Raw genomic sequence first — 26,126 nt, forward strand, 5'->3', positions numbered from 1 at the left:
TGGAAGAATTTGGAAGTGAATACAAAAAAGACCTCTGCCGTTAATAGGCAAAGGTCTTGCTAGACATATGTAATAAAAATGCCAACAAAGCCGGAAGAACTAAGTTCTACGTAATGACGACTTTGTTTCCAAGAAATATTCTTGGACGCTACTCCCCTTTGGAGATATGTTATTGTATTCTCATTATATGGATAATTTATACGGTTGTCAACCTGTTAAAATATCTTCATTAGGATATTTTATTTTCCGGTTCTTTTTACGAGCAAATGAAAAAGCCAATGTTAAAGGACCCATTTTCCCAAAAAACATCATAAAGATAATAATAGCTTTTCCGATTATAGTTAAGTGAGGTGTTAAGTTCATACTGAGGCCAACAGTCCCAAATGCTGAAAATACTTCGAAAGCACTCATCAATAGAGGAACTCGCTCAGTAATACTCAAAATTAAAATAGCAAAAAAGATAAATGAAATGGAAATAATAGTAATGGTTAATGATTTGACAATGAGAGTATCTTTAATGGATTTTTTAAATACGACAATATCCTCTTGTTCTTGTAAAAATTTAAATACGCCAAAAAATATGATTAAAAATGTTGTTAACTTAATCCCACCACCCGTTGAAGCACTACCAGCACCAATAAACATAAGGAGCATCATTAATAGGAGGGAAGGTTTTGACAATGTAGAAATATCAACAGTATTAAACCCGGCAGTTCGTGTTGAAATTGCTTGAAAATAAGAGGCCATTCCTTCTTCAAATGGGGTAAAACCTCTCATAGAAAGGGAGTTATGGAACTCGAATATAAAAATAAAAAGGGTAGCAATAATGTTGACGATTAGAGTAGAAGTGAGCATAAGTTTTGAATGTAGTGTAAGGTTTTTAAAGTTTTTCTTTCTTTTTATGTCTACAATTACTGTAAAACCAATTCCACCTAAAATGATGAGAGAGGAAATGACGAAATTGACAAGAATGCTATGAGAATGGGACATTAAATTATCGCTCCACACAGAAAAACCAGCATTGTTAAAGGCTGAGATTGAATGGAAAAAACTATAATAGATCCCTTTGGTAACCCCATATTTTGGTACCCATTCAAAAGAAAGAATTAAAGTAGCGATACATTCGACTGTAAAAGAGAATAAAAATAATGCTTTGGCAAGACGGATAACGCCGCCGATATTCGTTTGATTTAATGCTTGTTGCAATAAAATACGGTTTTGAAGACCGATTTTTCTTCCGAGCATAATGGCAATTAAGACCGCAAAGCTCATAATGCCAAGCCCGCCAACTTGTATAAGCGTTAAAATGACACATTGTCCAAATAAAGTAAACACTTTTCCAGTATCCACAACACCAAGCCCAGTAACAGTACAAGCGGAAACGGTTGTAAATAAGGCATCGAGCCATGAAATGGACGTTGTCGTAGCAATTGGCAGTTTTAATAAGCATGTGCCGACAACTGATAATACAATAAAAGATAAAGTAAGAACGCGGGGAGGGCTCATGCTAATATTAATCCGTTTCATGTCACATATTGCTCCTTTCGTTTTGCTTTGATTAGTATGTGAAAAAGCACTGTTATGTATGTTGAAAATAGAAAGAGGCAGATAATATCTGCCTCTAAGCCATATGTTATATTATTATCCACGTAATTGTTGTTGAGCTAAAGCAACAAGACGTTTTGTTACTTCACCGCCAACTGAACCGTTAGAACGAGATGCTGTATTAGAACCTAAGCTTACACCAAATTCTTGTGCAATTTCATATTTAAATTGTTCAAGCGCTTGTTCTGCACCTGGAACTAATAATTTGTTTGTTTTTACCATGTTGATACACATCCTTATGAGTAGTCCAGTTCAGCTAAGTTCTTATCTAAACTGGTAACGTTATTTTATGTGGAAACGACATACTCATACGCGGAAGTAATCGGTGCGATTAGAAGTTCTTGGATAGAAAAAAGAGTAGCAAATTTGCTACTCTTTTTTCAGTATTGTCGCTGTACCTTCCACGACAATATCATCCGATTGATTATATATGTTTGTTTGCAACGTAATGATTTTTTTATCGTCACGCTTCTTAATAACCTCTGCCACAACGCGAAGTGTATCACCGATTTTGACAGGGGCACGGAATGAAACGTTTTGGGATAAATAAATCGTATTTTTGCCTGGGAGTTTCGTTCCAAGGATGGTAGAAATAAAACTCGAAACGAGCATACCGTGAGCAATACGTTCTTTAAACATTGTCGTTTTTGCAAAAGAATCTAAAATGTGAATAGGATTCACATCTCCAGTCAATTTTGCAAAATTGATAACATCTTCATCTGTAATTGTTTTTGTAAGGGATGCTTGATCACCGACTTGAATCTCATCATAACGAAGCTCCGGAACAGTTTGTGCTTCTTGAAATGGATTCATTTTGTCCTCCTTCTTTTCCATATCGAAAAATGTTAGCCATCTTGATGTAGTAGGAGGAAGAAAGAGTTTTGTTTGTGCTGCAGTTAGCTCCCACATTTTTCTTACTTGATGGAAGTAAATAGATTTTTTGAGTTTTCCTCGAACTTTTTTGCGAGTTCCAACTGTTTTGACTTGAACTCTTCCAAAAAACCCTCTAACTGTTTTTGAGCCTCTTCACGTTGTAATTGTTGTTGCTCAATAAATTGTTTTGTTGTTTCTTCAAATTGACCGCTTGTTTGTGTAAGAATTGACAAAGATGTTTTTGTAGGAGAAACAGTAAGCTGCTGCATATGAGCAGAAAGTTCCTTCCACTTGTCTTGCCACTCGTTAATTTGATCATTTAAGGAGTTACCAGTTAATTGTTTCACGTAATCTGTATATTGGTTATTGAACTGAGCAGTGATTTGTTGTAGTTCTTTTTCTAGTTCATCTACTCCTGATGTTAATTTATGCAAAGCGTCTTGTTGTTGTTTTAATGTTTCTAAAGTAAGTTGCTCTAATTGTTTCCCAGCTGAAGAGAAAAGGGAAAGTGATTGAGACCAGTTTTTCCAAAATGCATCGACTAATTCGTATGGTTTAGTTTCCATTGTTTGACCCCCAAATGTTTTTTTGCATATTGTGAACGCAGATTACTCTGCTGTACCACCAGGTGAAGATGAAGAATCCTTTTCATCCTTTTCTGGAGAAGTAGAAAATGGAAAGAATGCATTGGTGTATAACGTGAAAAACGTTCGCAACATATTTTGATAATGTTCAAAAGAAGTCGCACATGTTGTTAAATATTGCTCTCCATATTCAGTTAAAGAATAAATTCTTTTTGCCGGCCCTCCATCGCTTGTATCCCAAGTAGAAGAAATAAGGTTTTCTTTTTCTAATTTGCGTAGTGTTCTATAAACATTACCTTGGTCAACAGAAGAAAAGCCGATATCCATTAGCATTTGAATAAGTTTGTAACCATGAAGACTCCAGTCTTTTAGACAGAGAAGTAAGAAGGGAACTAAGAAGTTTTTTGGCATGGAGTTTGGTTGTTTCGCTTGGTTGTTCTCCAAACTTTCGCGTTGTTCTGGTTCATTTTGTAGCATGATTGTGCATCACCTCATGAATCAGTTAGATGGAATTTTTTGCTTATAAGTGCAATTTACACCTATCTGTTTTTAAAGTCAACACATTTGTTAGAAAATAGAAAAAAATAAAATATAGACTTGAAGTTTTATTCAGAATATTAGAAAATAGTGAATAGGTTGAATTGTTTCAAAAACGAAAAAGGGAGTGTAGGTAAAGTGATTGATCAAAAATTCGATCCACTACAAGCATGGAAAAATGCTTATGAACAAACCGAAACATTTTGGGGAAAAGCGCTCAATGAAACAATTAAAACAGAAGAATATTCTGCTTGGATGGGCAGCGTTCTAGATTTGAATTTGTTTTATCAAAAAGCATTAAATGATACGACAAAAAACTATTTAGAACAAGTAAATGTGCCGACGAAAGAGGATATCGCAAGAGTGGCTACGCTTGTTATTAACTTAGAAAATAAAGTAGATAACATTGAGGAGTTTCTAGAGGAGAAAGTAGATTCTTTAGGACAAGCTCCTACATTAAAGCGTGATGTGACGAAAGTGAAACAAGATATTCGTACGCTTGAAACAAAAGTAGATCAAATTTTAGAATTGCTAGAAAAGCAAAATGCAGTACTAGCTAAACTACAAGTACCTGTAAAAGAAGAGATAAAGCCTGCGAATAAGCCGGAAAATAAAAAATGATAAAAGCGCTTGTTTATAACAGGTAAAAGAGAGAGGGAGAATCTCTTTTCACGTGTAAACAGCGAAACATAATTATATAGGGACTCTACAGTATGAGTGCCAAAATGATTCATAACAATCGTTCACAAATTCATTTAAGGGGGAAAAGAAATGGTTCAATTAAATGGCAAAGTAGCAATCGTAACAGGTGGAGCAAAAGGGATTGGAAAAGCAATTACAGTAGCATTAGCACAAGAGGGAGCGAAAGTAGTTATTAACTATAATAGCAGTAAAGAAGCAGCTGAAAACTTAGTAAATGAACTAGGAAAAGACGGACATGACGTTTATGCAGTGCAAGCGGATGTTTCTAAAGTAGAAGATGCAAACCGACTTGTAGAAGAAGCTGTGAATCATTTTGGTAAAGTTGATATTCTTGTTAATAATGCTGGTATTACAAGAGATCGTACATTCAAAAAGTTAAATCGTGAAGATTGGGAGCGCGTAATTGACGTGAATTTAAGTAGCGTATTTAATACGACAAGCGCGGTTCTTCCATACATAACGGAAGCGGAAGAAGGAAGAATTATTAGCATTTCTTCTATTATTGGTCAAGCAGGTGGATTTGGCCAAACAAACTATTCAGCAGCAAAAGCGGGTATGTTAGGATTTACAAAATCATTAGCGTTAGAACTTGCAAAAACAAATGTCACTGTAAATGCAATTTGCCCAGGGTTTATTGATACTGAAATGGTAGCAGAAGTACCAGAAGAAGTACGTCAAAAAATCGTTGCAAAAATCCCGAAAAAACGTTTTGGTCAAGCTGATGAAATTGCAAAAGGTGTAGTATACCTATGCCGTGACGGTGCGTATATCACAGGTCAGCAATTAAACATTAACGGCGGATTATATATGTAATGAAGTAAGAAAAAAGTGCATATCCATAGCAGGAATGCACTTCTTTTTTTAAGAAGGAAATCGACCAAAAAGGAGATAAAAAAATGACTACATTCGCAACAGAATGGGAAAAGCAATTAGAGCTATACCCAGAAGAGTACCGAAAAGCATACCGCCGAGTGAAAAGGGCGAGTGAAATTTTATTACGTGAACCAGAGCCGCAAGTAGGATTAACGCCGAAAGAGGTTATTTGGACGAAGAATAAGACGAAGCTTTATCGCTACATTCCAAAACAAGAAAAAACACAAAGAGTTCCAATCCTGTTAATATACGCTCTTATTAATAAACCATATATTATGGATTTAACTCCTGGAAATAGTTTAGTGGAATATCTAGTGGATCGTGGTTTTGATGTGTATATGCTTGATTGGGGCACATTTGGTTTAGAAGATAGTCATTTGAAATTTGATGATTTCGTGTTTGATTATATTGCAAAAGCAGTAAAAAAAGTAATGCGAACTGCAAAATCGGACGAGATTTCTTTACTTGGTTATTGCATGGGTGGAACGCTAACTTCTATTTATGCAGCACTTCATCCGCACATGCCAATTCGTAATTTAATTTTCATGACAAGTCCTTTTGATTTCTCTGAAACAGGATTGTATGGTCCTTTATTAGATGAGAAATACTTCAATTTAGATAAAGCGGTTGATACATTTGGAAATATTCCGCCAGAAATGATTGATTTCGGAAACAAAATGTTAAAACCAATTACAAACTTTGTCGGTCCATATGTTGCTTTAGTAGATCGTTCAGAGAATGAGCGCTTCGTCGAAAGCTGGAGATTGGTTCAAAAGTGGGTTGGTGATGGTATTCCGTTCCCAGGTGAATCATACAGACAGTGGATTCGTGATTTTTATCAAAATAATAAACTGGTTAAGGGTGAACTCGTTATTCGCGGACAAAAGGTAGACCTTGCAAATATTAAGGCGAATGTCTTAAATATTTCCGGGAAACGTGATCATATTGCTTTGCCATGTCAAGTAGAAGCATTACTAGACCATATTTCTAGCACAGATAAACAATATGTATGTTTACCGACAGGGCATATGTCTATCGTTTACGGTGGAACAGCTGTAAAACAAACATATCCGACGATTGGAAATTGGCTTGAAGAGCGTTCTAATTAAAAATAAAAAATCCAACTAGCCTATGTTAGTTGGATTTTTTTATGGAAAATAACAAAACATAGAAAGGAGAAATTTATATTTTAGGAGTATAATTATGAAACTTATGACTGGTAAGTTGTTTTGGAATACAGGGGTTTCTGTACCTTGTTATCAACTGTTAGAAAATGATATGATATGTGATGTGCTTGTAGTCGGGAGCGGCGAAGCCGGTGCTCATATAGCGCATTCATTAGCGAAAATTGGCATGAGTGTTACACTTATTGAAAAAAGAGCAATTGCGTGTGGTAGCACAGCTGCTAATACAGGCTTACTACAATTTCTTCATGATAAATCGTTAACCTCTCTTATCCATACATTTGGTAAAGACAAAGGGATACGAGCATATAAACTTTGTTATGAAGCGCTAAGAACAATGGAAGAGGCTATACCGACTCTTGATATTGATCCCCATTTTATTCCGCGAAATAGTTTATATTATGCAAGTAAAAGTGAGGATGTCTCATTTTTACAAGAGGAATATAATACGTTACAGAATTATGGATTTCCAGTTGAATATTTTACAGAAGCTGATATTAAGAAACGTTATTCTTTTGCAAAACAAGCAGCGTTATATACGCAAGGTGATGCTGAGGTGAATCCGTATTTATTAGCACATAGTTTTTTGCATAAAGCAAACCAAATGGGAGCTAATATATATGAACATACAGAGGCAATACATATAAAAAAACGCCAAAATGATTTAATTTGTTACACGAAAACAGGAAATCAAATTGTAGCAAAGAATATTATTATGGCGACAGGTTATGAAGCGCTTTTTGGAAAAAAAGAAAAAAATACAACAGTAGAAACTTCTTATGCAATTGTAACAAATGAAATAGATCAGTTTGAAGGCTGGCATGAGCAATCGTTAATTTGGGAAACGGCACGGCCCTACTTATATTTTCGAACGTATCAAAACCGCATTATTGTAGGCGGATTAGATGAAGCGATGCAAATTCAAACAATCGGTGATACGAAATTATTGCATAAGCGTGATATCCTTATTAATATTGTAAAAGAGATGTTCCCGCAGTATAAAAATATACAGGCAGACTACTATTGGGCAGCAGCATTTGGTGGTACTCATGATGGTCTCCCCATTTTAAAAGAAGACGAAAAGATACATAATTTATTTTACGCATTGCCGTATGGGGGGAATGGAACTGTATATGGAATGGTCTTTGCCAAATTATTTGAACAGTTATTTACAAATAAAGAAAGGGAAGATTTTTCTTTATTTAATCGATAGAAAAAAGGTAGCGAAGTGATGGAATGAGAGATATAAAAAAGTTTTTACAAAAATTACGTCCAGTACAACTCATTGTTTTATTTTATTTATTAGCAGTAGTTGTATCGGTAATCTTGCTTAGTTTACCGTTTGTTACGAAACCTGGTGTGAAATGGACATTTATAGATGCCCTTTTTACATCGGTTAGTGCGGTAAGTGTTACGGGACTGTCTGTTATTACGATTTCAGATACGTTTACTACAGCAGGAATTATTGTTTTAGCCCTTATTTTACAATTAGGCGGCTTAGGAATTATGGCGCTTGGTACATTTGTTTGGATCATTACGGGGAAAAAGATTGGTTTGCAAAGAAGAAGATTAATTATGGCAGACCATAATCAAGGAAATTTATCGGGTCTTGTAGAATTGATGCGTTCTATTTTAATTGTAATTATTTCGATAGAACTTATTGGAGCAATCCTATTAGGTACAAGATTTTTACTTTACTTTCCGACTTGGCAAGAAGCTTATTTTCACGGTTTCTTTGCAGCAGTTAGTGCGACTACGAACGGCGGATTTGATTTAACAGGACAATCGTTAATTCCGTATAAAAAAGATTATATTGTTCAAATGATTCATATGCTACTAATTATTTTAGGAGCAATTGGTTTCCCTGTGCTAATGGAAGTGAAACAATTCCTTAGTAAAAGAGGACAACAATTATTTCGTTTTTCATTATTTACAAAATTGACGACAACAACATTTTTTGCACTCGTTGTTGTTGGTACAATTATGATTTTTTTACTGGAGAGAAATCACTTTTTAGTAGGAAAGTCATGGCATGAAACGGTATTTTATACATTATTCCAATCTGTGACGACGCGAAGTGGTGGACTTGCTACGATGGATATACGTGAATTGTCACAACCGACGCTTTTATTTATGAGTATATTAATGTTTATAGGGGCATCTCCAAGTTCGGTTGGGGGCGGAATACGTACAACAACATTTGCTGTTAGTATATTGTCACTATACACCTTTGCAAGAGGCGGTAGAACAGTTAGAGTCTTCAAACGTCAGCTACATGAAGAGGATGTACTAAAAGCATCTGTCGTTATGACGATGGGGATTTTGTTATGTGCTACTGCGCTATTCATTTTATCTATTACGGAAAATGTACCGCTTATGAGCTTAATTGTTGAAGTTTGTTCTGCTTTCGGAACGACGGGATTATCAACAGGTGTTACGCCTGATTTAACAACTGTTGGGAAACTTGTACTCATTGTGCTTATGTTCATCGGACGCGTTGGTATTTTAACATTTATTTTAGCTAGTGGTGGAAGGGAACAACCACCTCGCTATAAATACCCGAAAGAGCGGATTATTATTGGATAGTATGAAACCATTCTACCTACGTTAGGTAGAATGGTTTTTTAGTCGTTAATTCCAAATTGTGGATGCATAAAAGCTTCATTTTTATTATCTGATTCGTTTTTTAGCAACTCTTGATTTTCTTCTGAAATCCACCCAATATCATTTGTAGGATGGATCCACTCATCGCCAGCCATAATGGCAGGATCTACTTCATCACTCCAATTGTTAAGCGGACTGTTCTCGGAATTATATTTACTGTCTCCAATTACAACATCATATTGATTCACAAAAGGTTGTTGCATCGTTTTTCCTGTTCCTTTAAAAGATGGAAAATTCATTTGATGCGGGAGCGTTTCGTCTAAAATTGGTGATTGAATCTTTTCTTTTTTCTTCAAAATCATCGCTCCTTTTTATAATGATTTCTTCATACGTAGTATTTCCATCGAACGCCTCTTATGTACTTGTTAACACTTGCCAGTAATAATTATTTTAAGTTGTTTCAAACTAGAGTAGAAAGTGATTTCTTGAGAGCAGGTGAATGTATTGGTAAAAAGAAAAGTGAAACAAAATGCGGCAATCAATAATAATAAAACTCCGAAAGAAAGCTTACCAGATGCAGAATTTGCATTAGAGTATGAAGGAGAAAATAGCGCAAAGTATGCTAATCGTAATTCGAAAAAAGGGAAACAAAAATGAGGCGTTTTTTACAAACGCCTCATTTTTTTGTGGGATTATAAAGGTTTTTTTAATTATTTGTAAATTTAGTGTTTTCTATTAGCAGAAAAATGCGAAAAAACATAGAAGTAGCAACGTATTACACAAAAACAAACAACAAACAAAAGATTAATGTTGGTTTAATACTGCTTTTACACTAGTTGTTTATATTTGAGTTGTACATAAGATTTGTAAAAGGAGAGAGAGACAGTGAAAAAAACAATCTTTAAAGCTGTAGCAACTGGAATGGTATTTTCGTTATTAATGGGGTGTGGTGCAAAGAAGGAGGAAAGTGCTGGAGCGAAAGTGAAAGATGACAAATTATCTGGATCATTAACTGTTTACACAGCAATTGAAGAAGAGCTTGTACCAATTTATCTTGATTCCTTTAAAAAGAAATATCCTGATGTGAAATTGAACATTGTACGTGATTCAACAGGAGTTATTACTGCGAAATTGCTAGCTGAAGGGAAAAATACACAAGCAGATGTTGTATGGGGAACTGCGGCATCAAGTCTATTAGCTTTAGATAAAAAAGATATGTTAAAAGGATACTCTCCAAAAGGAGCAGATCGTGTTCTTCCGCAATTTAAAGATGATAAGCAACCTGAAAAATGGGTAGGAAATACTGCATTTATGACGGGGATTGCTGTAAATAAAGAAGAGTTAAAGAAGAAAAATTTACCGATGCCAGAATCATATGAAGATTTAACGAAACCAGAGTATAAAGGAACACTTGTTATGCCACATCCAGCATCATCTGGAACAGGATTTTTAACAGTTTCTGCATGGCTACAAATCATGGGTGAAGATAAAGGCTGGGATTACATGAAGAAACTTCATGATAATATGGCAAGTTATACGCATTCAGGATCAAAACCAGCGAAATTAGCAGGAGCAGGTGAATATCCAGTCGGTGTATCAATGGTTTATAGTGCTTTAAAAGAGAAACAAAAAGGTGCACCAGTTGAAGTTGTACTGCCGAAAGAAGGATTAGGCTGGGAAGTAGAAGCGAACGCACTTATTAAGAAAGATAATGCGAAAAATGATAAAATAGCGCAAGCATTTTTAGATTGGGCAATTACTGATGATGTAATGAAGTTATACTTTGAGAAAAATGGATTTGCGACAATTAAAAATGATTATAAACTTCCAGAGGGGTTCCCGAAAGATGTTACTGAAAAATTATATAAAAAGAATGACTTTAAATGGGCAGCAGAAAATCGTGACAAAATTTTAGAAAAATGGGAAAAAGAGTTTGGCCAAAAAGCAGAACCGAAAAAGTAAGTGAGTGGGAGAGAGAAAAATGAGCGAATATTTATCAATTCAACACATTCAAAAACAGTTTGATGCATTTACAGCGTTAAAAGATATTTCTTTTACTGTGAACAAAAATGAGTTTGTTTGTTTATTAGGCCCGAGTGGCTGTGGGAAAACGACGTTGCTTCGCATTTTAGCGGGACTAGAGGAACCAACGACTGGCAGTATAGCTGTGAATGGAAAAGATATTACAGCATTGCCTCCTGGAAAGAGAAACTTCGGAATGGTTTTCCAATCGTATGCTTTATTTCCGAATTTAACAGCACTTGAAAATATTGAATACGGCTTAAAGACAAAAAAATATGGGAAAGCAGAAGTGAAAGAGAAAGCGCTAGATGCGTTAAAACTTGTAGATTTGCTGAATGTAAAAGATAAATATCCTGCTCAAATGTCTGGTGGACAACAGCAGCGAGTAGCACTTGCACGTGCGCTCGCTCTGTCTCCAGATATTTTGTTACTCGATGAGCCGTTATCAGCTTTAGATGCAAAAGTGCGTGAAAAATTACGTAGGGAAATGCGTGATTTGCAAGAGAAAATAGGAATAACGACGATTATGGTAACGCATGATCAAGAAGAGGCATTAACGATGGCTGATAAAATTGTTGTAATGAATCATGCGGAAATTATGCAGATTGGAACACCAGAGGAGATTTATCAAAGACCAGCCAATCCGTTTGTGGCAGATTTTATTGGTTCTATTAATTTCTTTTCGAAAAATAACGAAGAACATGCAATTCGTCCTGAACATGTAACAATTGTACAAAAGGACGGTATTAAAACAGTTGTGGAAAGTATGGAATTTCGCGGATCTGTATATCGGACGGAAGTTCGAGTCGTAGAAGAAAACACACACCTTTATAATGAGAAAATTGTAGTGGATATATTAGCATCAGAAGTAGAAGCAACGGCTATTAGAAAAGGAAAGCCGATTCAAATCTCTTTCTCAGAAAATCATATGTTGTCATATGGAAAGAAGGTCATTGTATAGATGGAGATGTTAGAAAACTATAAGGTAGAAAGTACGAAAAAAAAGATTAAGAGAAGTATAGGGAAAGAGGAATGGATCCAAAGGCTTGTAATTATCGGTATGATTCTTTCCTTCCTTATCATACTTGTACTACCGCTATTACAACTATTTACACAAGCTTTTTATAATAAAGATGGAGTTTTCATTGGTTTAGCGAATTTCAGTAAATATTTCACAACACCAACTTTAGTGCAGTCTTTACAAAATACAGTATGGATTTCGGGCGTAACAACAATTATTTCAGTTGCAATCGCATTTGTTTACGCATATGCAATTGCCCGTACGAATGTTTTTGGAAAGCGCGTATTTCAGTATGTAGCGTTATTACCATTGTTCGCACCAACGATGATGCACGGTATAGCACTTACATATTTATTTGGTAATCAAGGGCTAGTAACGAAAGGAATGTTTGGTTTATTTGAAGGTATACAAATCCCTTTATATGGACCAGTAGGAATTGTAATAGCTGAAGTTATGTATACATTTCCGCAAGCCTTTCTCATATTGCTAATTGCCTTTCAAGGATCTGATTATCGTTTATATGAAGCTTCTAATATGTTAGGGGCGAGTAAAACAAAGCAATTTTTCACGGTTACTTTACCTAGTGTAAAGTACGGATTAATTAGTGCAATGTTTGTTGTGTTTACACTTAGTTTTACTGATTTTGGGGCACCAAAAATTGTTGGTGGGCAATATAATGTGCTTGCTACTGACGTATACAAACAAGTGATTGGACAACAAAATATGCCGATGGGTGCAACTGTCGGAATGATTTTATTAATCCCAGCTATATTCGCATTTGTAGTTGATCGTATTACGCAAAGAAAGCAGGCGAATTTCTTATCTTCAAAGGCAGTACCATACAGAATAATAGCTAATAAGAAAAGAGATGTAATCTCATTCATATATTGTAGTGTGATTACCCTTATGATCATTCTATTATTTGTTGCAGTTGGTATTGCTGCAAGTGTGAAAGTATGGCCATATAATATGAGTTTTACATTTGAGCATTTTAATTTTTCAAGTTTAACAGGAGATGGACTTGAAGCATTTACAAATAGCGTAATTGTTTCAGCAGTTACAGCAGTTATCGGGGCGATTTTAACATTTGTATTCGCATATGCAATTGAGAAAATAGACCAGCTACAATTTTTCAGAAAAACAGGTTACTTTTTCTCTATAGTGCCGTTAGCGATACCAGGTTTAGTACTCGGATTAGGATATGTCTTTTTCTTTAGTCAACCAACGATTCAAATTCTTGGACTATCAGTAACGAATCCGTTTCATTCTTTATACGGAACAATTGCTGTATTAGTACTAGTAAATATCATTCATTTTTATTCTGTAACATTTGTTACGGCAACGACTGCCTTAAAGAAATTAGACCGAGAGTTTGAGCTTGTTTCGCAGTCGATGGGTATTCCGTTTTATAAAACATTCTTCCGAGTAACAGTACCAATGTGTTTACCAGCAATTTTAGAAATGGTAATGTACTACTTCGTAAATTCAATGGTAACTGTATCGGCAGTTGTGTTCCTATATGCAGCTGATTTTAAACTAGCTGCCGTATCAATCGTAAATATGGATGATGCAGGAAATGTAGCGCCAGCAGCTGCAATGAGTGTACTTATTGTTGTTACAAATATTGTAGTGAGAGTTGTATATGAATGGGGAACGAAAGCACTTCGTAACCGAACTTCACAATGGCAAAAAAGATAAGTAAGAAGGGTGATGGACAGAATGAAAATTGAAGCAGTTATTTTTGATTGGGCAGGTACGACGGTTGATTACGGATGTTTTGCACCACTAGAAGTATTCATGAAGATTTTTCATAAACGCGGCGTTGAAATTACAGCAGAAGAAGCACGTAAGCCAATGGGATTATTAAAAATAGATCATGTAAGGGCACTAACAGAAATGCCTCGTATTGCGGATGAGTGGAAGCGTGTCTTCGGTCAATTACCAACAGAAGCAGACATTCATGAGATGTATGAAGAGTTTGAAGAAATTCTCTTTTCTATTTTGCCAAATTATGCCACGCCGATTAATGGGGTAAAAGAAGTAATCGCTTCTTTACGTGAGAGAGGCATTAAAATCGGTTCAACAACTGGTTATACGAGAGAAATGATGGATATTGTAGCAAAGGAAGCAGCGTTACAAGGATATAAACCTGATTTTCTTGTTACGCCAGATGATGTTCCAGCAGGCCGCCCATACCCATGGATGTGCTATAAAAATGCAATGGAACTTGGTGTGTATCCGATGAACCATATGATAAAAGTAGGGGACACAGTATCAGATATGAAAGAAGGTAGAAATGCTGGAATGTGGACAGTTGGTGTAATTCTTGGAAGTAGTGAGCTCGGTTTAACGGAAGAGGAAGTGGAGAGTATGGATTCGGTAGAGCTTCGTGAAAAAATAGAAATAGTTCGTAATCGGTTTGTTGAAAATGGGGCTCATTTTACGATTGAAACGATGCAGGAGCTCGAAAACGTAATGGAACATATCGAGAAACAAGAACTTATTATTTCATAAAAGGGGTACGGGATCATGAATGAAAATCACTACTTATTATTAACACCAGGACCATTAACGACAACAAAATCAGTAAAAGAAGTTATGCTATACGATTGGTGTACGTGGGATGTTGAATATAATACGATGGTGCAAGAAGTAAGAGCTAAACTTGTATCGCTAGCGACGAAGGAAGAAGAGAAATATACAACAGTGTTAATGCAAGGAAGCGGTACGTTTTCAGTTGAAGCAGTAATTGGTTCTGTTATTAAGGAAAATGGGAAGCTTCTCGTTTGTACAAATGGTGCGTACGGTAAGCGCATTGTACAAATGGCAGAGATGTTACAGATTGATGTAGTGGTCAGTCAAACAGAAGAGTGGGAACCTACTAATATTGTAGAAGTAGAAAAGTTATTGGAAGAAGATAAAGAGATTACACATATTGCAGTTGTTCACTGTGAAACAACGACAGGCATTATAAATCCAATTGTAGATGTATGTAAATTAGGAAAGCAGTATGGAAAGGTTACAATTGTTGATGCGATGAGTAGTTTCGGCGGGATTGAAATAGACATTGCTGATTTACAAATTGATTTTTTAATTAGTAGTGCGAATAAGTGTATTCAAGGGGTTCCTGGATTCGGATTTGTAATCGCAAAACGTGATGAATTATTGAAGTGTAAAGGGCAAGGACGCTCTTTATCTCTTGATTTATATGATCAATGGGAAACGATGGAAAAACAAAATGGGAAATGGCGTTTTACTTCACCTACACATGTTGTACATGCTTTTTATCAAGCACTACTTGAACTAGAAAAAGAGGGTGGAGTAAGAGCGCGTTACAATCGATATTACAACAATCAAAAACTACTAGTGAATAGAATGGGAGAAATCGGATTTAAGGCACTAGTAGATGAGAAATATCAATCTCCTATTATTACATCTTTTATTTATCCAAAAGAGGAGTTCGAGTTTCAACAGTTATATAACGAATTAAAGCGTTATGGATTTGTTATTTACCCTGGTAAAATTTCGAAAGTAGATACGTTCCGCATTGGAAATATCGGTGATGTACATGAAGAAGATATTAATCGCTTAGTTGATAGTATTGCTAAAGGAGCTGTTATTGGATGAAAGTATTTTGCTTAGGTGGAGCAGGTAAAATTTGTCGTGAAGCTATTTTGGATTTAGTTCAATTTTCATCTTTTGAGACGATTACAGTAGCTGATTTTAACGAGGAAGAGGGCCGTAAAGTAGTAGAATGGCTCAATGATCCTCGTGTTGATTTTGTAAAAGTAGATGTAACGAATCACGAGGATACGGTTGCAAAAATGAAAGATTATGACATTGTAATGGACGGTACGACGATAAATCTAAACGGTTTGTCGACCCGCTGTATTGCAGAAGCAGGCTGTCACGGTGTGAACTTAAATGGATTTGGTGAAGAAAATGAATCGCATGCTATATTTGTTCAAAATGAAAAAACATTTTTACCTGGATTTGGCATGACGCCAGGTGTAACGCAAATGATGGCAATGCATGCAGCAAATCAACTGGATACTGTAGAGTCCGTCCGTGTAAGTCATGGTTCGTATCGTCCGATTGCTTTTTCTGCATCAATTACAGAGACAACGACATATGAATATGATCCACATTTACCATCGCGTACAGTGTATGAAGATGGTGAATTTAAGCAAGTACTTCCGTTTGCGCGTCCGAGAGAAATAGAATTGCCAGCGCCTTATGGTAAGGCAACGCAGTATATCATTCCGCATTCTGAAACGATTACGTTAGCAAAGGCATTAGAAAATAAAGGTGTTAAACTGATAGAGACGAGAGGAACTTGGCCGAAGCAAAATATGCAACTTGTACGTGCTTTATATGATTACGGCATATTGCGTAATGATCAGATTGAAATAAACGGGAAAGAAATAGGCATTATGGATTGTATTTCGCAGTATTTATTGCAATCGAAAGAAGGACAAGAAACAGAGCTTTATGGTTATGCACTTCATGTAGAAGTAATAGGTATGAAAAATAATGAGAAGCAAAGACATGTGTTATATCATACACACCCGTTATCTGATGGTTCTGTTGTAGGATGGGAAAAATTAAGAGCGTATACGAGAAACGTCGGTATTCCATTTGGGATTGCTGCAGAGTTAATTGCAAATGGAAATGTAAATAGGGTGGGTGTTGTTACGCCGGAAGAAGCTTTTGAAAATCCACAATTGATTTTTGATGAGCTAGCAAAGCGCGGTATTCATATTCATGAAGAAGTTTTCACTTACAAAGAAAAGTATAACTTTGTATAAGTAAGTTTATGAGGGAGATATAAATGAGGTGAAGCTATGTCTGTAGTAGGAGAAGAAAGAAAGCGAACCATTCTTGAAAAGGTAGAATTTAAAGGGAAAGTAAAGGTTTCAGAATTAGCGAGAGAATTTGCTGTATCAACAGAAACGATTCGTCGATATTTAGAAGAATTAGATCGTGAAAAGAAGCTGAAGAAAGTGTATGGTGGAGCTGTTCAACTTCCAGGCGCTGGGATAGAGGCACCAATGTTAGAAAGAGAAATGCTACATATAGAAGAGAAGAAAAGAATTGGTTATAAAGCAGCGACATTTGTAGAAGATGGTGATGTCATTGCAATTGATGATGGAAGTACACCGCTTCAAATGGTTCCATATCTTGTTCATCGTAAAAACTTAACGATTGTAACGAGTTCATTTCCGGTCGCAACACAATTAATTTCTTCTATTAATAAAAAGATGTTTCATGGTGAAGTTTTATTTATAGGTGGAAAAGTGTCTCCAAAGCATTCGCGTGTATCGGGATCTATTTCGCAGCAAGTAATACAGCAATTCCATTTTCATAAAGCGTTTGTTTCGATTGATGGGCTATTACCTAGTTTTGGAGTTTCCAGCTTTGAATTAGAGAAAGCGAAATTGTCAGAGGCGATGATGAAATTAGCTGAGAAGACATATATTTTATGTGATCATACGAAGGTAGGCGTGAAAGGGAATTATCGTATAGCAGCATTTTCACGTATTCAACATGTAATTTGTGATAAAAAAATGCCATATAGTTTTGAAGAAGAACTTATGAAGCATAATATTCAGTGGACAGTTTGTTAAATAAAGTGAAAGTACCTAAACTCCCGCCTAATTTTTAGGAGGGAGTTTTATTGTCTACAAATCGTAAAATAAAAGATTTGCATTTATGCAAAAAGTGGACACATTTTCTCATCTCTTTCATATAATTTACCAATACAAAAAAAGTTGGTCGAAGGAAAGAAGGGAGAACATGTCAGAACGAATATATAATAAACTTGTATTGTACGCGAATATTTTGCAAAAAATTGGTGTCATCAATGAGAAGGAAAAAAGTGAAATTCTTCATACGATAGGTAAAAAAGCCCTTTGAATAAAGGGCTTTTTATTTTTTATCTTTAAAAATATAAATTTAATGTAATATTCTCATTGACAATGATAATGATATTCATTATCATTTATTTGTGAGTAATTGATATTCATTATCAATTATAAAAAATTATATATGATAGGGGATATTATTTTGAAAAAAAATTATATGAAGGCGCTAGTAGTAGCCACAACATTAGCAATTCCATTTGCTACGTATTCTACTCCAGCATTAGCGGCATTAAAAGTTGAAGCAAATCAATCGGTAGCAGCAGCGAGTGATCGCACGTATGATACTGAAATTAAAATATATAAGGACCAAAAAGACGAGCCATCTATGGTTTCTCAATATATAAAAGATCCTAAAGTAACGATTGCAGCTGGCAAAAAAATTGTCACTGTAACAATGCAAGATAGCGATTATTTTCAATATCTTAGAATAGAAGATAGAAACCAGCCTGGTGTATTTCATGATGTGAAGGTTTTATCAGAAGATAAGAGGAAGAACGGAACGAAAGTAGTCCAATTTGAAATTGGCGAGTTTGAGAAGAAGCACAATATGCAAATGCATATACTTATTCCGGCTATTGGATATGATCACAAATATCAAGTTCAATTTGAAATTAAAGATCCAACTGTAGGTAACAAAGAAACAGAGAAACCAGATGATAACTCTAATTCAGGCAATACGGAAACGGATAATCCAGTTGATAATCAAAATATGATAACAGATAACAAATTAAGAGAACTTGTTAATAAAAAAGTATTTAATAGAAAAGATTTAAATACACCAATTACGAAAGAAGAGTTATTACAAGTAAAGGATTTATTTTTAAATACAAATGAGATACTTGATTATAGTGCATTAAAATATATGCCAAATTTAAAATCTTTAACAGTTGCGAATGCGAAGATAAAAGACCCGTCGTTCTTTGCGAACTTAAAGCAATTAAATCATTTAGCTTTGCGTGGTAATGAATTTGCAGATGTAACGCCACTTGTTAAGATGGATAATTTAGAATCTCTTGATTTAAGTAATAATAAAATTACAAATGTTGCACCACTAACTGAAATGAAAAATGTAAAAAGTTTATATCTATCAGGCAACCAAATAGAAGATGTAACAGCATTAGCGAAAATGGAACAACTAGATTACTTGAATTTAGCAAATAATAAAATTACGAACGTTGCTCCATTAAGCGCTTTGAAAAATGTAACATACTTAACTTTAGCAGGTAATCAAATTGAAGATATTAAACCGTTATATTCATTACCTTTAACAGACTTAGTAGTAACACGTAATAAAGTTAAAGATTTATCCGGCATTGAGCAAATGAAGCAATTAGAAGAATTGTGGATCGGGAAAAATGAAATAAAAGATGTTACTCCTCTAAGTAAGATGACACAGTTAAAACAATTACACTTACCTAACAATGAGTTAAAGGATATTACGCCACTATCAAGTCTAGTAAACTTACAAAAACTTGATTTAGAAGCGAATTATATTTCAGACTTATCACCCGTCAGCAATTTGAAAAAATTAGTATTTCTAAGTTTTGTTGCAAATGAAATCCGTGATGTCCGACCAGTTATAGAACTAAGTAAGACGGCTTATATTAATGTCCAAAATCAAAAAGTATTTTTAGAGGAAACAGAAGTAAATAAAGAAGTAAAAGTACCTATATATGAAAAAGATGGTGAGGTTTCTACGAAAATCCGTCTGAAGAGCGATAATGGTACGTATAGTAATGGTGTAGTGAAATGGAGTACATCAGGTGAGAAAGTATATGAATTTGGTGTGAAAGATCCATTTGCGGATACAGGAATCTTCTTTACAGGGTCTGTTATTCAAAATGTAGTAGAAAGTAAAGAAGGTAATACATCTAAAGAAGATGAGAAAACAGAAGTGGTAGAATTTAAAGATGTACCAAAAGGACATTGGTCAGAAGAAGCAATTAATTACTTAGCGAAAGAAAAATTATTTATAGGCTATGGAAATGGTGAATTTGGATTTGGGGATAACATTACTCGTGGACAAGTAGCGCTTCTAATACAAAGGTATTTAAAATTAGAAAATAATCTAGAACCAAAAACGGCATTTACAGATACGAAAGGGAATATGTATGAAACGGCTATTGATGCAGTGGTTCAAGCTGGTATTATGACAGGGTATGGAAATGATATATTCCGTCCAGATGGAGTATTAACTCGATATGAAATGTCAGTGGTACTACAAAGAGTATTTCAGTTAAAAGAAAATGAAAATAGTGCAGAGAATTTTAAAGATATACCAAATGGTCATTGGGCGAAAGGATATGTGAAAGCTTTAGTAGATAATAAAATATCAAAAGGTGACGGAGAAGGGAATTTTTTAGGAGATAATTTCGTAACACGTGAACAATATGCACAGTTTTTATATAATGCAATAAAGAAATAAAGTGAAACTTTAATCAGTGGGGGTTTTGTTCATCCCCCCCACCAAACGGGATTTTACGGGCAGCCCGACCCCGACCTAACTTCTTTGCGTTCGCTGAATTTTGAGGTGGGGGTCTTACTGCCCGGCAAATAGCGGGATAAAAAATGAGGAAAATGCGCTATTCTTTAAGTAAAGAATAGCGCATTTTTTATGTACAAAATGAAATAGGCAATAGACAGGAGTATAGACATATGAATAGCCTATTTTAAAGAAGAACCGCGAAACTATATTGACAAAAAAGCGTTCTCATGTGATAATTCAATTAAATTTTTAGAATAATCAAAAAATATTCCTTTTTACATAGAAAGGATTCGAACCTTATATGAATATTATGCCGGGGGTGACGAAATGTTATTTTTTCTGAAGAAATGGAATGAATTAAAAGATGTGAAATCTGAATTGGCACTTCGTGATTGGTTTTATGGTACCAAAATTAGTTTATCGCTATGTACTTCAAAAGAGCCGTTAACATTCTTAGTAAATGTTGAGGGAAGAGATAAAGGGCTATTTTCGGAAGAAGATTTTATTGTCGTAAATTGCATGTGCGAGTCAGTATTTGAAAATGAAGAAAAACCAGCTGCAGAGTCATTTATGCATGCGGATATTTATAAAAAAAGTAGTGCAGGATGTATTTTACAAGTGCAGACTGTAGATAGTCATTTAATATCAGAGTTATATGGAGAAGAAGGAGAAGTAACGTTCGATAAACGCAGTGTGGAGCGTGTTTTCGGAAAAGAAGGTATAACAGAAATGACAATTCCAATTGTAGAAGATGAAAAAAAATTCGCTGATTTATTAGAAAGCAATGTTCCAAATTTCATTGAAGGTGGAGGAGTAGTTCTTGTTCATAATTACGGCATGATTGTGTGGGGGAAAACGCCAGAAGAAGCGAAAAAATGGCTAGAGGGTATAGAATATTTAATGAACTATCATGTAAAGTTATTAATGATTAAGGGTGCAAGGAGCTCTGTTATATAAAAATGTATGTGATATGGCTACAAGCTAATAAATAAATGAAAGCGTTTTAAAAATAATTTCACTCATAAAATATAGGTCTCCTTATTATATATAGATTACATGTTGACATGTAAGGAGGAACATATTTTGCGAGTTAAATATCATTTTCTGCCAAAGCAGCAAGTAACATTTTGTAAAATAAATGATTCTGGTGAAGAGGCACTGCAAATGATGAACGAAACGGGATTTCGAGCCATCCCGGTATTAGCAGAAGATGAGAAGAAATTCACGGGGATTATTTATAAAGTAGATTTATTAGAAAAAAAATGCAATAGCGGATTAGATCATGTAAGTGCAGGAGATATGCTTGACAATTCCAATGCATTTATTTTTGAAAAGGATTCCTTCTTCAGAGCCTTTTATGTAATTCGTCGACTTCCGTTTTTAGCCGTGCTAAATGATTATAATGAATTTGTCGGTATGTTAACGCATTCGAATATATTTGATGTTATTGAAGATTCATTTGGTATGCGAACAGGTGGTTACATATTAACAATTGCAACACAAGATTGTAAGGGAACGATTAAAGAGCTTGGGACATTGTTAAAAGCATATAATATCGGTGGGTTGTTTACACTCGATAACGGTGATCAATATATCCGCCGTGTTATTGTAAATATATCAGATGAGTTAGATGAAAGAAGATTAAAGCAATTAATCGGAAAAATAGAGAAAAAAGGATTCAGAGTGAGTCATGTAGATTATATTTAAGTTAAAAAAGTACCTATCTGTTATATACAGATAGGTACTTTTTTGTCCCGCTATTTGTGGGCAGTAAGACCCCCGCCTCAAAATTTAGCGAAAGAAATGGGGGCCCGTAAAAGCTCGATTGGTGAGGGCTGATTATATGTGAGTAATGAACTTTATTTTGAAACAGGAGGCGGAGATAATGCTAGATCAGATAAAAAAATAAAGTCTGCATGCTCACGAATTTTAGGGATAGAAGTTTCGATAACGCGTGATGTAATTTCACCTGGGGGGCCCACATGCCCGATAGCTACCATAATAGGTTTTTCTTGAATTTTTTTGATGAGTAATTGGGCTTGTTTTGAAATATGTCCTGCTGTATACACATCATCAAAAAATAGTTGGTTCTCAATAATAGGAACTCCTAATTCTTTTCCGATTTTTGGGACGACACTATTAGGATTGGTTTTACTATCTAAGTAAAATAAACCGTGTTTTTTACAAGCAGCAAGTATAAGGCGAACAATTCGTTCATCCGCTGTTACTTTTGAACCCATATGATTGTTCATTCCAATTGCATGCGGTACTTCTTGAATCGCTTGTTCAAGTCGGTTGTTTATTTCTTCATCGCTTAAATCAGTTGTAATTGCTTTCGGTCCAAGCCATTCTTTTTTCCCTTTTATAGGTTCCATTGGCATATGTATAATAACTTCATGGCCTTTCTTATGGGCAGCTATTGCATCTTCTTTTGTGGAAGGAAGAAAAGGCATAACAGCAACAGTGAGTGGAATGGGAAGTGATAACATTTGATTAGTCCCCTTCATGTTATTGCCGAAATCATCAATGACAATAGCAACTTTATTCGTATGAGCATTTGCTTGAATAGGAAATAAGAAGGACGGTAAAAACAAAACAATGATGAACAATGCAATCGTATATTTTCGCATATAAATATTTCCTTTCTATTGTTATCCTGCTATTTGTGGGTAGTAAGACTCCCACCTCAACATTGGGCTGGATAGGTGGGAGATTCACTGCCTATAAACGCCCGATTGATAAATGTTAATAATCAGTGGGGGCTGAACAAAAAACACTGATTAAAGTTTCACTTTATCAATCATCATTATGTTTTGCTTTTTTATATAAATTAAACAAAAAATGTCGAAGAAAAGTAGTTGGAAAATTAAGAATCCCCGGTTTACGTAGAATTTGTAAAAAAAGAAGATGAAAAAAATGTCTATTATTGCGAATGTATTTACAAAGATAGAATAATTTGTAATAATTCTCAAAGTGAGGGTAAAGATTTGTAAATTACAGGGAGAAAATGTTAAATTTTCTGATTCTTCAAATTTGCATATGATTAAGTAGTTAAAAAAGTCAATGGAGAAGTGAAGTTGAGAGCATGGAAGTATAATAAGGGGGATATGGATGTTTACTGTAAAAAGGAAGTACACATTAGAAAAGCTTTCACGTGATATTCATATGAAACGTGAAGAAATGATTCAACTAGGATTAACAAGTGGGCTAAATAGTAGGGAGACAATTCAAGTTAGTCAAGAATTGGACAAGCTTATTTTACAATATCAGTGTTATAAAGAAAAACAAACACCGAAATGGTTTTCAATTATAAAAATACCTATTTTCCAAATCGGGTATGAAGGAAAATCAAATAATTTTTGGCGAATGCTTGTCGCTGGTTTTATGAAATAAGTATAATTACCCTTATAGGATAAGGATAATTATACTATGTGTAACGGAATTTCGATATGAACTGTCGTTCCTTCGTTTTCTGTACTGTCAATAAAAATATGCCCATTATACATCTCTACAATTCGTTTACATATGACAAGTCCAAGACCTGTTCCAGTATCTTTATTAGTAAAGAACGGATGAAAGAGGTGTTTTTGAATATGTTGTGGAATTCCTTTTCCAGTATCTATAATCTGCAATTGTGCGTGTGTTTCATTGTTTTTTACTACAATGGTTAGTGTATCACTAGAAGTCATAGCCTCAATTGCATTTTTTGTAATGTTTAAAACCACTTGTTTCATATGGTCTTTCGAACAACGGATATGAACAGGATGGTCTGGTAAATGTAAATGGAATATAATGTTATGTAAATTCGCCTCAGATTGAATAATTAATGCTACCTCATTGAGAATCGTTCTTACATCATATGTTTGTTCGATGATGGCGGTTGGCTTTCCAAGAATAAGAAATTCACTTACAATTTCATTGATTCGCTCTATTTCTTGTTCAATTACAGAAAAGTAGAACTGATCTTGTTCATCTTTATATTTCTCTTTTAATAGAGCGACGAGTCCTTTAATTCCAGTAAGAGGGTTACGGATTTCGTGTGCTGTACTCGCTGCAAAAGTTCCAACTAATTCAATTTTCTGTAGTTCATTTTGTTGTCTTTCAAGTTTTGTTTGACGTTTTAACAACATATATTGAGCAAGTAAAAATAAAATAGACATTAAAAATAAAGTAGCTACACACTCTATTGCAACCCACTGGTATAAGGTTTTTTGATGAATAGGTAATGGAGAAACAGAGACCTTCCAATTTAATCTTTGGAGTGGGGTAGTAAGCATATTAGAATGTGAATCACTTGTGTCGGTATTATCATCGGTTAGAAAAACTACATCATGTTTATCAGTTACCTCAAAATGGTATTGTGGTTTAATGGCATTTAAAGAAGATGAAATGTAATCAAAGCGTAAACTAGCTAATAATAATCCAGAGAGCTCCTTTTGTTTATTGAATATGGGGGCAGCAATCATAATAGCTTTATGTCCAAGAACGCGATCAGTAATGACTGATGATACAGTGGTTTTTTTAGTTTGGAGCACGTCTTGAATATATTTACGGTCTGAAACATCTATAGGCTTTGATTCATCTTCAGATGCGATTGTAATGACCCCTTCTGGTGTAGCGTAATATAGACCAGAAAAGCGTGCATCGTTTCCATCTGTATCATGTACAATTTGTTTAATGCCATTTATATTACCAGTCTCGGTGCCCACAACTTTTGCAAGCATGTCTAAAGCAGAAATTGCTTCACCAAGATGATGATCCAAATAATCTCTATATAAAAAGAGAACTGTATGAGCGGATAATTTGTTTTCCTGTTTCATTTTATATGTATGATACGAATAAAATGTAGCACCAATCCCTATTGTCGGTAGGATAACAAGCAATATATATATAATTATGCTTTGGAATTTGACTTTCAAATGTGGTACTCCTTCTTTTTTTATTATCATTATATATAAACTATGTTAAAATTGTCATGTTTTTATTCAAGAATGATTCTTAATATATTAGGGGAGAGGAAATGGATGAGTGAATGCTCATTCGGAATTCACATGAAGTATGAAGTGGCATTTTCTTTTTATTGCTGAGAATTTAAGTGAAGGGTTGAAAGTTGTATGACATCAAATAATGAACGAGAAGATATTTCTCAATCTTTAAAAGTATTTATTGCATTATCTCGTGTACATCGTTCTGTTATGGATACTACAAATAAATCTATACAAAGTAACGGGTTAAATCCAACTGAATTTGCTGTATTAGAACTGCTATATCATAAAGGCGGTCAACCACTCCAGCAAATTGGTGAGCGCATTTTAATAGCTAGTGGCAGCATTACATATGTTGTAGATAAGCTAGAGAAAAAAGGATTAGTAAAGAGAATCCCATGTCCGAATGACAGACGTGTTATTTACGCGCAATTAACTGAGTCTGGCGAGAACTTTATTGCTTCTATTTTTCCGGGGCATGAGAAAGTTATACATCAGTCTTTTGAAATGTTAACGAAAGATGAAAAAGATGAATTACTTGATCTATTAAAAAAAATTGGAAAGTATGAAAAATAATAATATGTTCCAAAGGAGCTTTGGATAAATAAATCCAAGGCTTTTTTGTTTGCAATGAACTCAGGGTAGTAACTGCCGAATTTTGTTGAAAATTAAGAGGGAATTCGAGAATACGTATTGAATTATAATAAAGGTATGTAATGGAGAGGAG

26 protein-coding genes and 1 riboswitch are annotated in these 26,126 nt (G+C 34.8%); of the genes, 18 read left to right on the plus strand and 8 right to left on the minus strand.

The window, feature by feature from the left end:
* Positions 1-3: 3 nt before the first annotated feature.
* A riboswitch (yybP-ykoY riboswitch) is annotated at positions 4-169 on the minus strand.
* 38 nt (positions 170-207) lie between these two features.
* From AC241_RS06650 to phaQ, 5 genes are all read right to left on the minus strand, one after another.
* Positions 208-1,527 carry a TrkH family potassium uptake protein gene (locus AC241_RS06650; RefSeq protein WP_050842929.1) on the minus strand — a complete coding sequence of 440 codons (1,320 nt, stop codon included), beginning with the start codon at positions 1,525-1,527 and terminating at the stop codon, positions 208-210.
* 114 nt (positions 1,528-1,641) lie between these two features.
* A complete protein-coding gene (locus tag AC241_RS06655; protein ID WP_000241212.1) occupies positions 1,642-1,827 on the minus strand; it encodes an alpha/beta-type small acid-soluble spore protein in 186 nt (61 codons plus the stop codon).
* Between the two features lie 147 nt (positions 1,828-1,974).
* Entirely contained in the window at positions 1,975-2,418 is a 444-nt protein-coding gene (locus tag AC241_RS06660) for a MaoC family dehydratase (protein WP_001067916.1), read from the minus strand.
* A gap of 101 nt (positions 2,419-2,519) precedes the next feature.
* Positions 2,520-3,044, minus strand: coding sequence for a polyhydroxyalkanoic acid inclusion protein PhaP (gene phaP, locus AC241_RS06665; RefSeq protein ID WP_000448592.1), 525 nt, complete (start codon positions 3,042-3,044; stop codon positions 2,520-2,522).
* 42 nt (positions 3,045-3,086) lie between these two features.
* On the minus strand, positions 3,087-3,539 hold the full coding sequence (phaQ, locus tag AC241_RS06670) for a poly-beta-hydroxybutyrate-responsive repressor (protein WP_000939954.1): 453 nt from the start codon (positions 3,537-3,539) through the stop codon (positions 3,087-3,089).
* A gap of 198 nt (positions 3,540-3,737) precedes the next feature.
* On the opposite strand from phaQ, the gene phaR reads away from it, so the two are divergent.
* The 5 genes from phaR to AC241_RS06695 all read left to right on the plus strand — a co-directional run bounded on the left by phaR (position 3,738) and on the right by AC241_RS06695 (position 8,944).
* Positions 3,738-4,220, plus strand: coding sequence for a polyhydroxyalkanoic acid synthase subunit PhaR (phaR, locus tag AC241_RS06675; RefSeq protein ID WP_000566941.1), 483 nt, complete (start codon positions 3,738-3,740; stop codon positions 4,218-4,220).
* Positions 4,221-4,370: 150 nt separating this feature from the next.
* Positions 4,371-5,114, plus strand: coding sequence for an acetoacetyl-CoA reductase (locus AC241_RS06680; protein ID WP_000250407.1), 744 nt, complete (start codon positions 4,371-4,373; stop codon positions 5,112-5,114).
* 83 nt (positions 5,115-5,197) lie between these two features.
* Positions 5,198-6,283: a class III poly(R)-hydroxyalkanoic acid synthase subunit PhaC gene (gene phaC / locus AC241_RS06685; RefSeq protein WP_000206336.1), complete on the plus strand. Its 1,086-nt coding sequence runs from the start codon at positions 5,198-5,200 to the stop codon at positions 6,281-6,283.
* 94 nt (positions 6,284-6,377) lie between these two features.
* Positions 6,378-7,571, plus strand: coding sequence for an NAD(P)/FAD-dependent oxidoreductase (locus tag AC241_RS06690; protein WP_029441777.1), 1,194 nt, complete (start codon positions 6,378-6,380; stop codon positions 7,569-7,571).
* Positions 7,572-7,594: 23 nt separating this feature from the next.
* Positions 7,595-8,944: a TrkH family potassium uptake protein gene (locus AC241_RS06695; protein ID WP_001204706.1), complete on the plus strand. Its 1,350-nt coding sequence runs from the start codon at positions 7,595-7,597 to the stop codon at positions 8,942-8,944.
* 38 nt (positions 8,945-8,982) lie between these two features.
* Here the strand turns inward: AC241_RS06695 and AC241_RS06700 are convergent, their stop codons facing one another.
* Positions 8,983-9,318, minus strand: a complete 336-nt coding sequence (locus AC241_RS06700) for a DUF3905 domain-containing protein (protein ID WP_029441778.1) — start codon at positions 9,316-9,318, stop codon at positions 8,983-8,985.
* A gap of 148 nt (positions 9,319-9,466) precedes the next feature.
* On the opposite strand from AC241_RS06700, the gene AC241_RS34675 reads away from it, so the two are divergent.
* The 11 genes from AC241_RS34675 to cbpA all read left to right on the plus strand — a co-directional run bounded on the left by AC241_RS34675 (position 9,467) and on the right by cbpA (position 22,121).
* Complete coding sequence (locus AC241_RS34675) at positions 9,467-9,619, plus strand: hypothetical protein (RefSeq protein ID WP_000240799.1); 153 nt, start codon at positions 9,467-9,469, stop codon at positions 9,617-9,619.
* 228 nt (positions 9,620-9,847) lie between these two features.
* Complete coding sequence (locus AC241_RS06710) at positions 9,848-10,924, plus strand: putative 2-aminoethylphosphonate ABC transporter substrate-binding protein (protein ID WP_016082381.1); 1,077 nt, start codon at positions 9,848-9,850, stop codon at positions 10,922-10,924.
* 19 nt (positions 10,925-10,943) lie between these two features.
* Positions 10,944-11,945 (plus strand): putative 2-aminoethylphosphonate ABC transporter ATP-binding protein, encoded by a 1,002-nt coding sequence (locus AC241_RS06715; protein ID WP_000006196.1) that lies wholly within the window; start codon positions 10,944-10,946, stop codon positions 11,943-11,945.
* Positions 11,946-13,703 (plus strand): putative 2-aminoethylphosphonate ABC transporter permease subunit, encoded by a 1,758-nt coding sequence (locus tag AC241_RS06720; protein WP_029441779.1) that lies wholly within the window; start codon positions 11,946-11,948, stop codon positions 13,701-13,703.
* A 21-nt stretch (positions 13,704-13,724) separates the two neighbouring features.
* Positions 13,725-14,519: a phosphonoacetaldehyde hydrolase gene (phnX, locus tag AC241_RS06725; RefSeq protein ID WP_016082378.1), complete on the plus strand. Its 795-nt coding sequence runs from the start codon at positions 13,725-13,727 to the stop codon at positions 14,517-14,519.
* 15 nt (positions 14,520-14,534) lie between these two features.
* The gene (gene phnW / locus AC241_RS06730) at positions 14,535-15,632 is read left to right on the plus strand and encodes a 2-aminoethylphosphonate--pyruvate transaminase (protein ID WP_029441780.1); all 1,098 of its coding nucleotides are present in this window, start codon (positions 14,535-14,537) and stop codon (positions 15,630-15,632) included.
* On the plus strand, positions 15,629-16,813 hold the full coding sequence (locus tag AC241_RS06735; RefSeq protein ID WP_050842931.1) for a saccharopine dehydrogenase family protein: 1,185 nt from the start codon (positions 15,629-15,631) through the stop codon (positions 16,811-16,813). Before phnW ends, AC241_RS06735 begins: the two co-directional genes overlap by 4 nt.
* Before the next feature lie 36 nt (positions 16,814-16,849).
* A complete protein-coding gene (locus tag AC241_RS06740; protein ID WP_016082375.1) occupies positions 16,850-17,632 on the plus strand; it encodes a DeoR/GlpR family DNA-binding transcription regulator in 783 nt (260 codons plus the stop codon).
* A 421-nt stretch (positions 17,633-18,053) separates the two neighbouring features.
* A complete protein-coding gene (locus tag AC241_RS06750) occupies positions 18,054-20,354 on the plus strand; it encodes an NEAT domain-containing leucine-rich repeat protein (RefSeq protein ID WP_043315113.1) in 2,301 nt (766 codons plus the stop codon).
* Between the two features lie 387 nt (positions 20,355-20,741).
* Entirely contained in the window at positions 20,742-21,371 is a 630-nt protein-coding gene (locus tag AC241_RS06755) for a class II aldolase/adducin family protein (RefSeq protein ID WP_000896006.1), read from the plus strand.
* Positions 21,372-21,497: 126 nt separating this feature from the next.
* Positions 21,498-22,121 carry a cyclic di-AMP binding protein CbpA gene (gene cbpA / locus AC241_RS06760; protein WP_016082373.1) on the plus strand — a complete coding sequence of 208 codons (624 nt, stop codon included), beginning with the start codon at positions 21,498-21,500 and terminating at the stop codon, positions 22,119-22,121.
* Positions 22,122-22,273: 152 nt separating this feature from the next.
* Here cbpA and AC241_RS06765 read toward each other — a convergent pair whose 3' ends face one another.
* On the minus strand, positions 22,274-23,044 hold the full coding sequence (locus tag AC241_RS06765; protein ID WP_001234107.1) for a divergent polysaccharide deacetylase family protein: 771 nt from the start codon (positions 23,042-23,044) through the stop codon (positions 22,274-22,276).
* Between the two features lie 481 nt (positions 23,045-23,525).
* On the opposite strand from AC241_RS06765, the gene AC241_RS06770 reads away from it, so the two are divergent.
* Positions 23,526-23,807 (plus strand): aspartyl-phosphate phosphatase Spo0E family protein, encoded by a 282-nt coding sequence (locus AC241_RS06770; protein ID WP_000495536.1) that lies wholly within the window; start codon positions 23,526-23,528, stop codon positions 23,805-23,807.
* A 29-nt stretch (positions 23,808-23,836) separates the two neighbouring features.
* On the opposite strand, the gene AC241_RS06775 is transcribed toward AC241_RS06770, so the two are convergent.
* Positions 23,837-25,333, minus strand: a complete 1,497-nt coding sequence (locus tag AC241_RS06775) for a DUF3149 domain-containing protein (RefSeq protein ID WP_029441783.1) — start codon at positions 25,331-25,333, stop codon at positions 23,837-23,839.
* Positions 25,334-25,528: 195 nt separating this feature from the next.
* Between AC241_RS06775 and AC241_RS06780 the strand changes: the two genes are divergently transcribed.
* Positions 25,529-25,975 (plus strand): MarR family winged helix-turn-helix transcriptional regulator, encoded by a 447-nt coding sequence (locus AC241_RS06780; RefSeq protein WP_000203336.1) that lies wholly within the window; start codon positions 25,529-25,531, stop codon positions 25,973-25,975.
* The last annotated feature ends 151 nt before the right edge of the window (positions 25,976-26,126 follow it).

It is taken from the genome of Bacillus thuringiensis, assembly GCF_001182785.1.
GTDB lineage: Bacteria > Bacillota > Bacilli > Bacillales > Bacillaceae_G > Bacillus_A > Bacillus_A thuringiensis_S.

Coding starts and splice junctions, on each gene's coding strand:
- AC241_RS06750 (WP_043315113.1), top strand. CDS start 18,054: ATGATAGGGGATATTATTTTGAAAAAAAATTATATGAAGGCGCTAGTA.
- AC241_RS06735 (WP_050842931.1), top strand. CDS start 15,629: ATGAAAGTATTTTGCTTAGGTGGAGCAGGTAAAATTTGTCGTGAAGCT.
- phaP (WP_000448592.1), bottom strand. CDS start 3,044: ATGGAAACTAAACCATACGAATTAGTCGATGCATTTTGGAAAAACTGG.
- AC241_RS06770 (WP_000495536.1), top strand. CDS start 23,526: ATGTTTACTGTAAAAAGGAAGTACACATTAGAAAAGCTTTCACGTGAT.
- phaC (WP_000206336.1), top strand. CDS start 5,198: ATGACTACATTCGCAACAGAATGGGAAAAGCAATTAGAGCTATACCCA.
- AC241_RS06780 (WP_000203336.1), top strand. CDS start 25,529: ATGACATCAAATAATGAACGAGAAGATATTTCTCAATCTTTAAAAGTA.
- AC241_RS06740 (WP_016082375.1), top strand. CDS start 16,850: ATGTCTGTAGTAGGAGAAGAAAGAAAGCGAACCATTCTTGAAAAGGTA.
- AC241_RS06660 (WP_001067916.1), bottom strand. CDS start 2,418: ATGAATCCATTTCAAGAAGCACAAACTGTTCCGGAGCTTCGTTATGAT.
- AC241_RS06765 (WP_001234107.1), bottom strand. CDS start 23,044: ATGCGAAAATATACGATTGCATTGTTCATCATTGTTTTGTTTTTACCG.
- AC241_RS06720 (WP_029441779.1), top strand. CDS start 11,946: ATGGAGATGTTAGAAAACTATAAGGTAGAAAGTACGAAAAAAAAGATT.
- AC241_RS06650 (WP_050842929.1), bottom strand. CDS start 1,527: ATGAAACGGATTAATATTAGCATGAGCCCTCCCCGCGTTCTTACTTTA.
- AC241_RS06695 (WP_001204706.1), top strand. CDS start 7,595: ATGAGAGATATAAAAAAGTTTTTACAAAAATTACGTCCAGTACAACTC.
- AC241_RS06690 (WP_029441777.1), top strand. CDS start 6,378: ATGAAACTTATGACTGGTAAGTTGTTTTGGAATACAGGGGTTTCTGTA.
- AC241_RS06655 (WP_000241212.1), bottom strand. CDS start 1,827: ATGGTAAAAACAAACAAATTATTAGTTCCAGGTGCAGAACAAGCGCTT.
- AC241_RS06715 (WP_000006196.1), top strand. CDS start 10,944: ATGAGCGAATATTTATCAATTCAACACATTCAAAAACAGTTTGATGCA.
- AC241_RS06680 (WP_000250407.1), top strand. CDS start 4,371: ATGGTTCAATTAAATGGCAAAGTAGCAATCGTAACAGGTGGAGCAAAA.
- phnX (WP_016082378.1), top strand. CDS start 13,725: ATGAAAATTGAAGCAGTTATTTTTGATTGGGCAGGTACGACGGTTGAT.
- AC241_RS06755 (WP_000896006.1), top strand. CDS start 20,742: ATGTTATTTTTTCTGAAGAAATGGAATGAATTAAAAGATGTGAAATCT.
- phnW (WP_029441780.1), top strand. CDS start 14,535: ATGAATGAAAATCACTACTTATTATTAACACCAGGACCATTAACGACA.
- phaQ (WP_000939954.1), bottom strand. CDS start 3,539: ATGCTACAAAATGAACCAGAACAACGCGAAAGTTTGGAGAACAACCAA.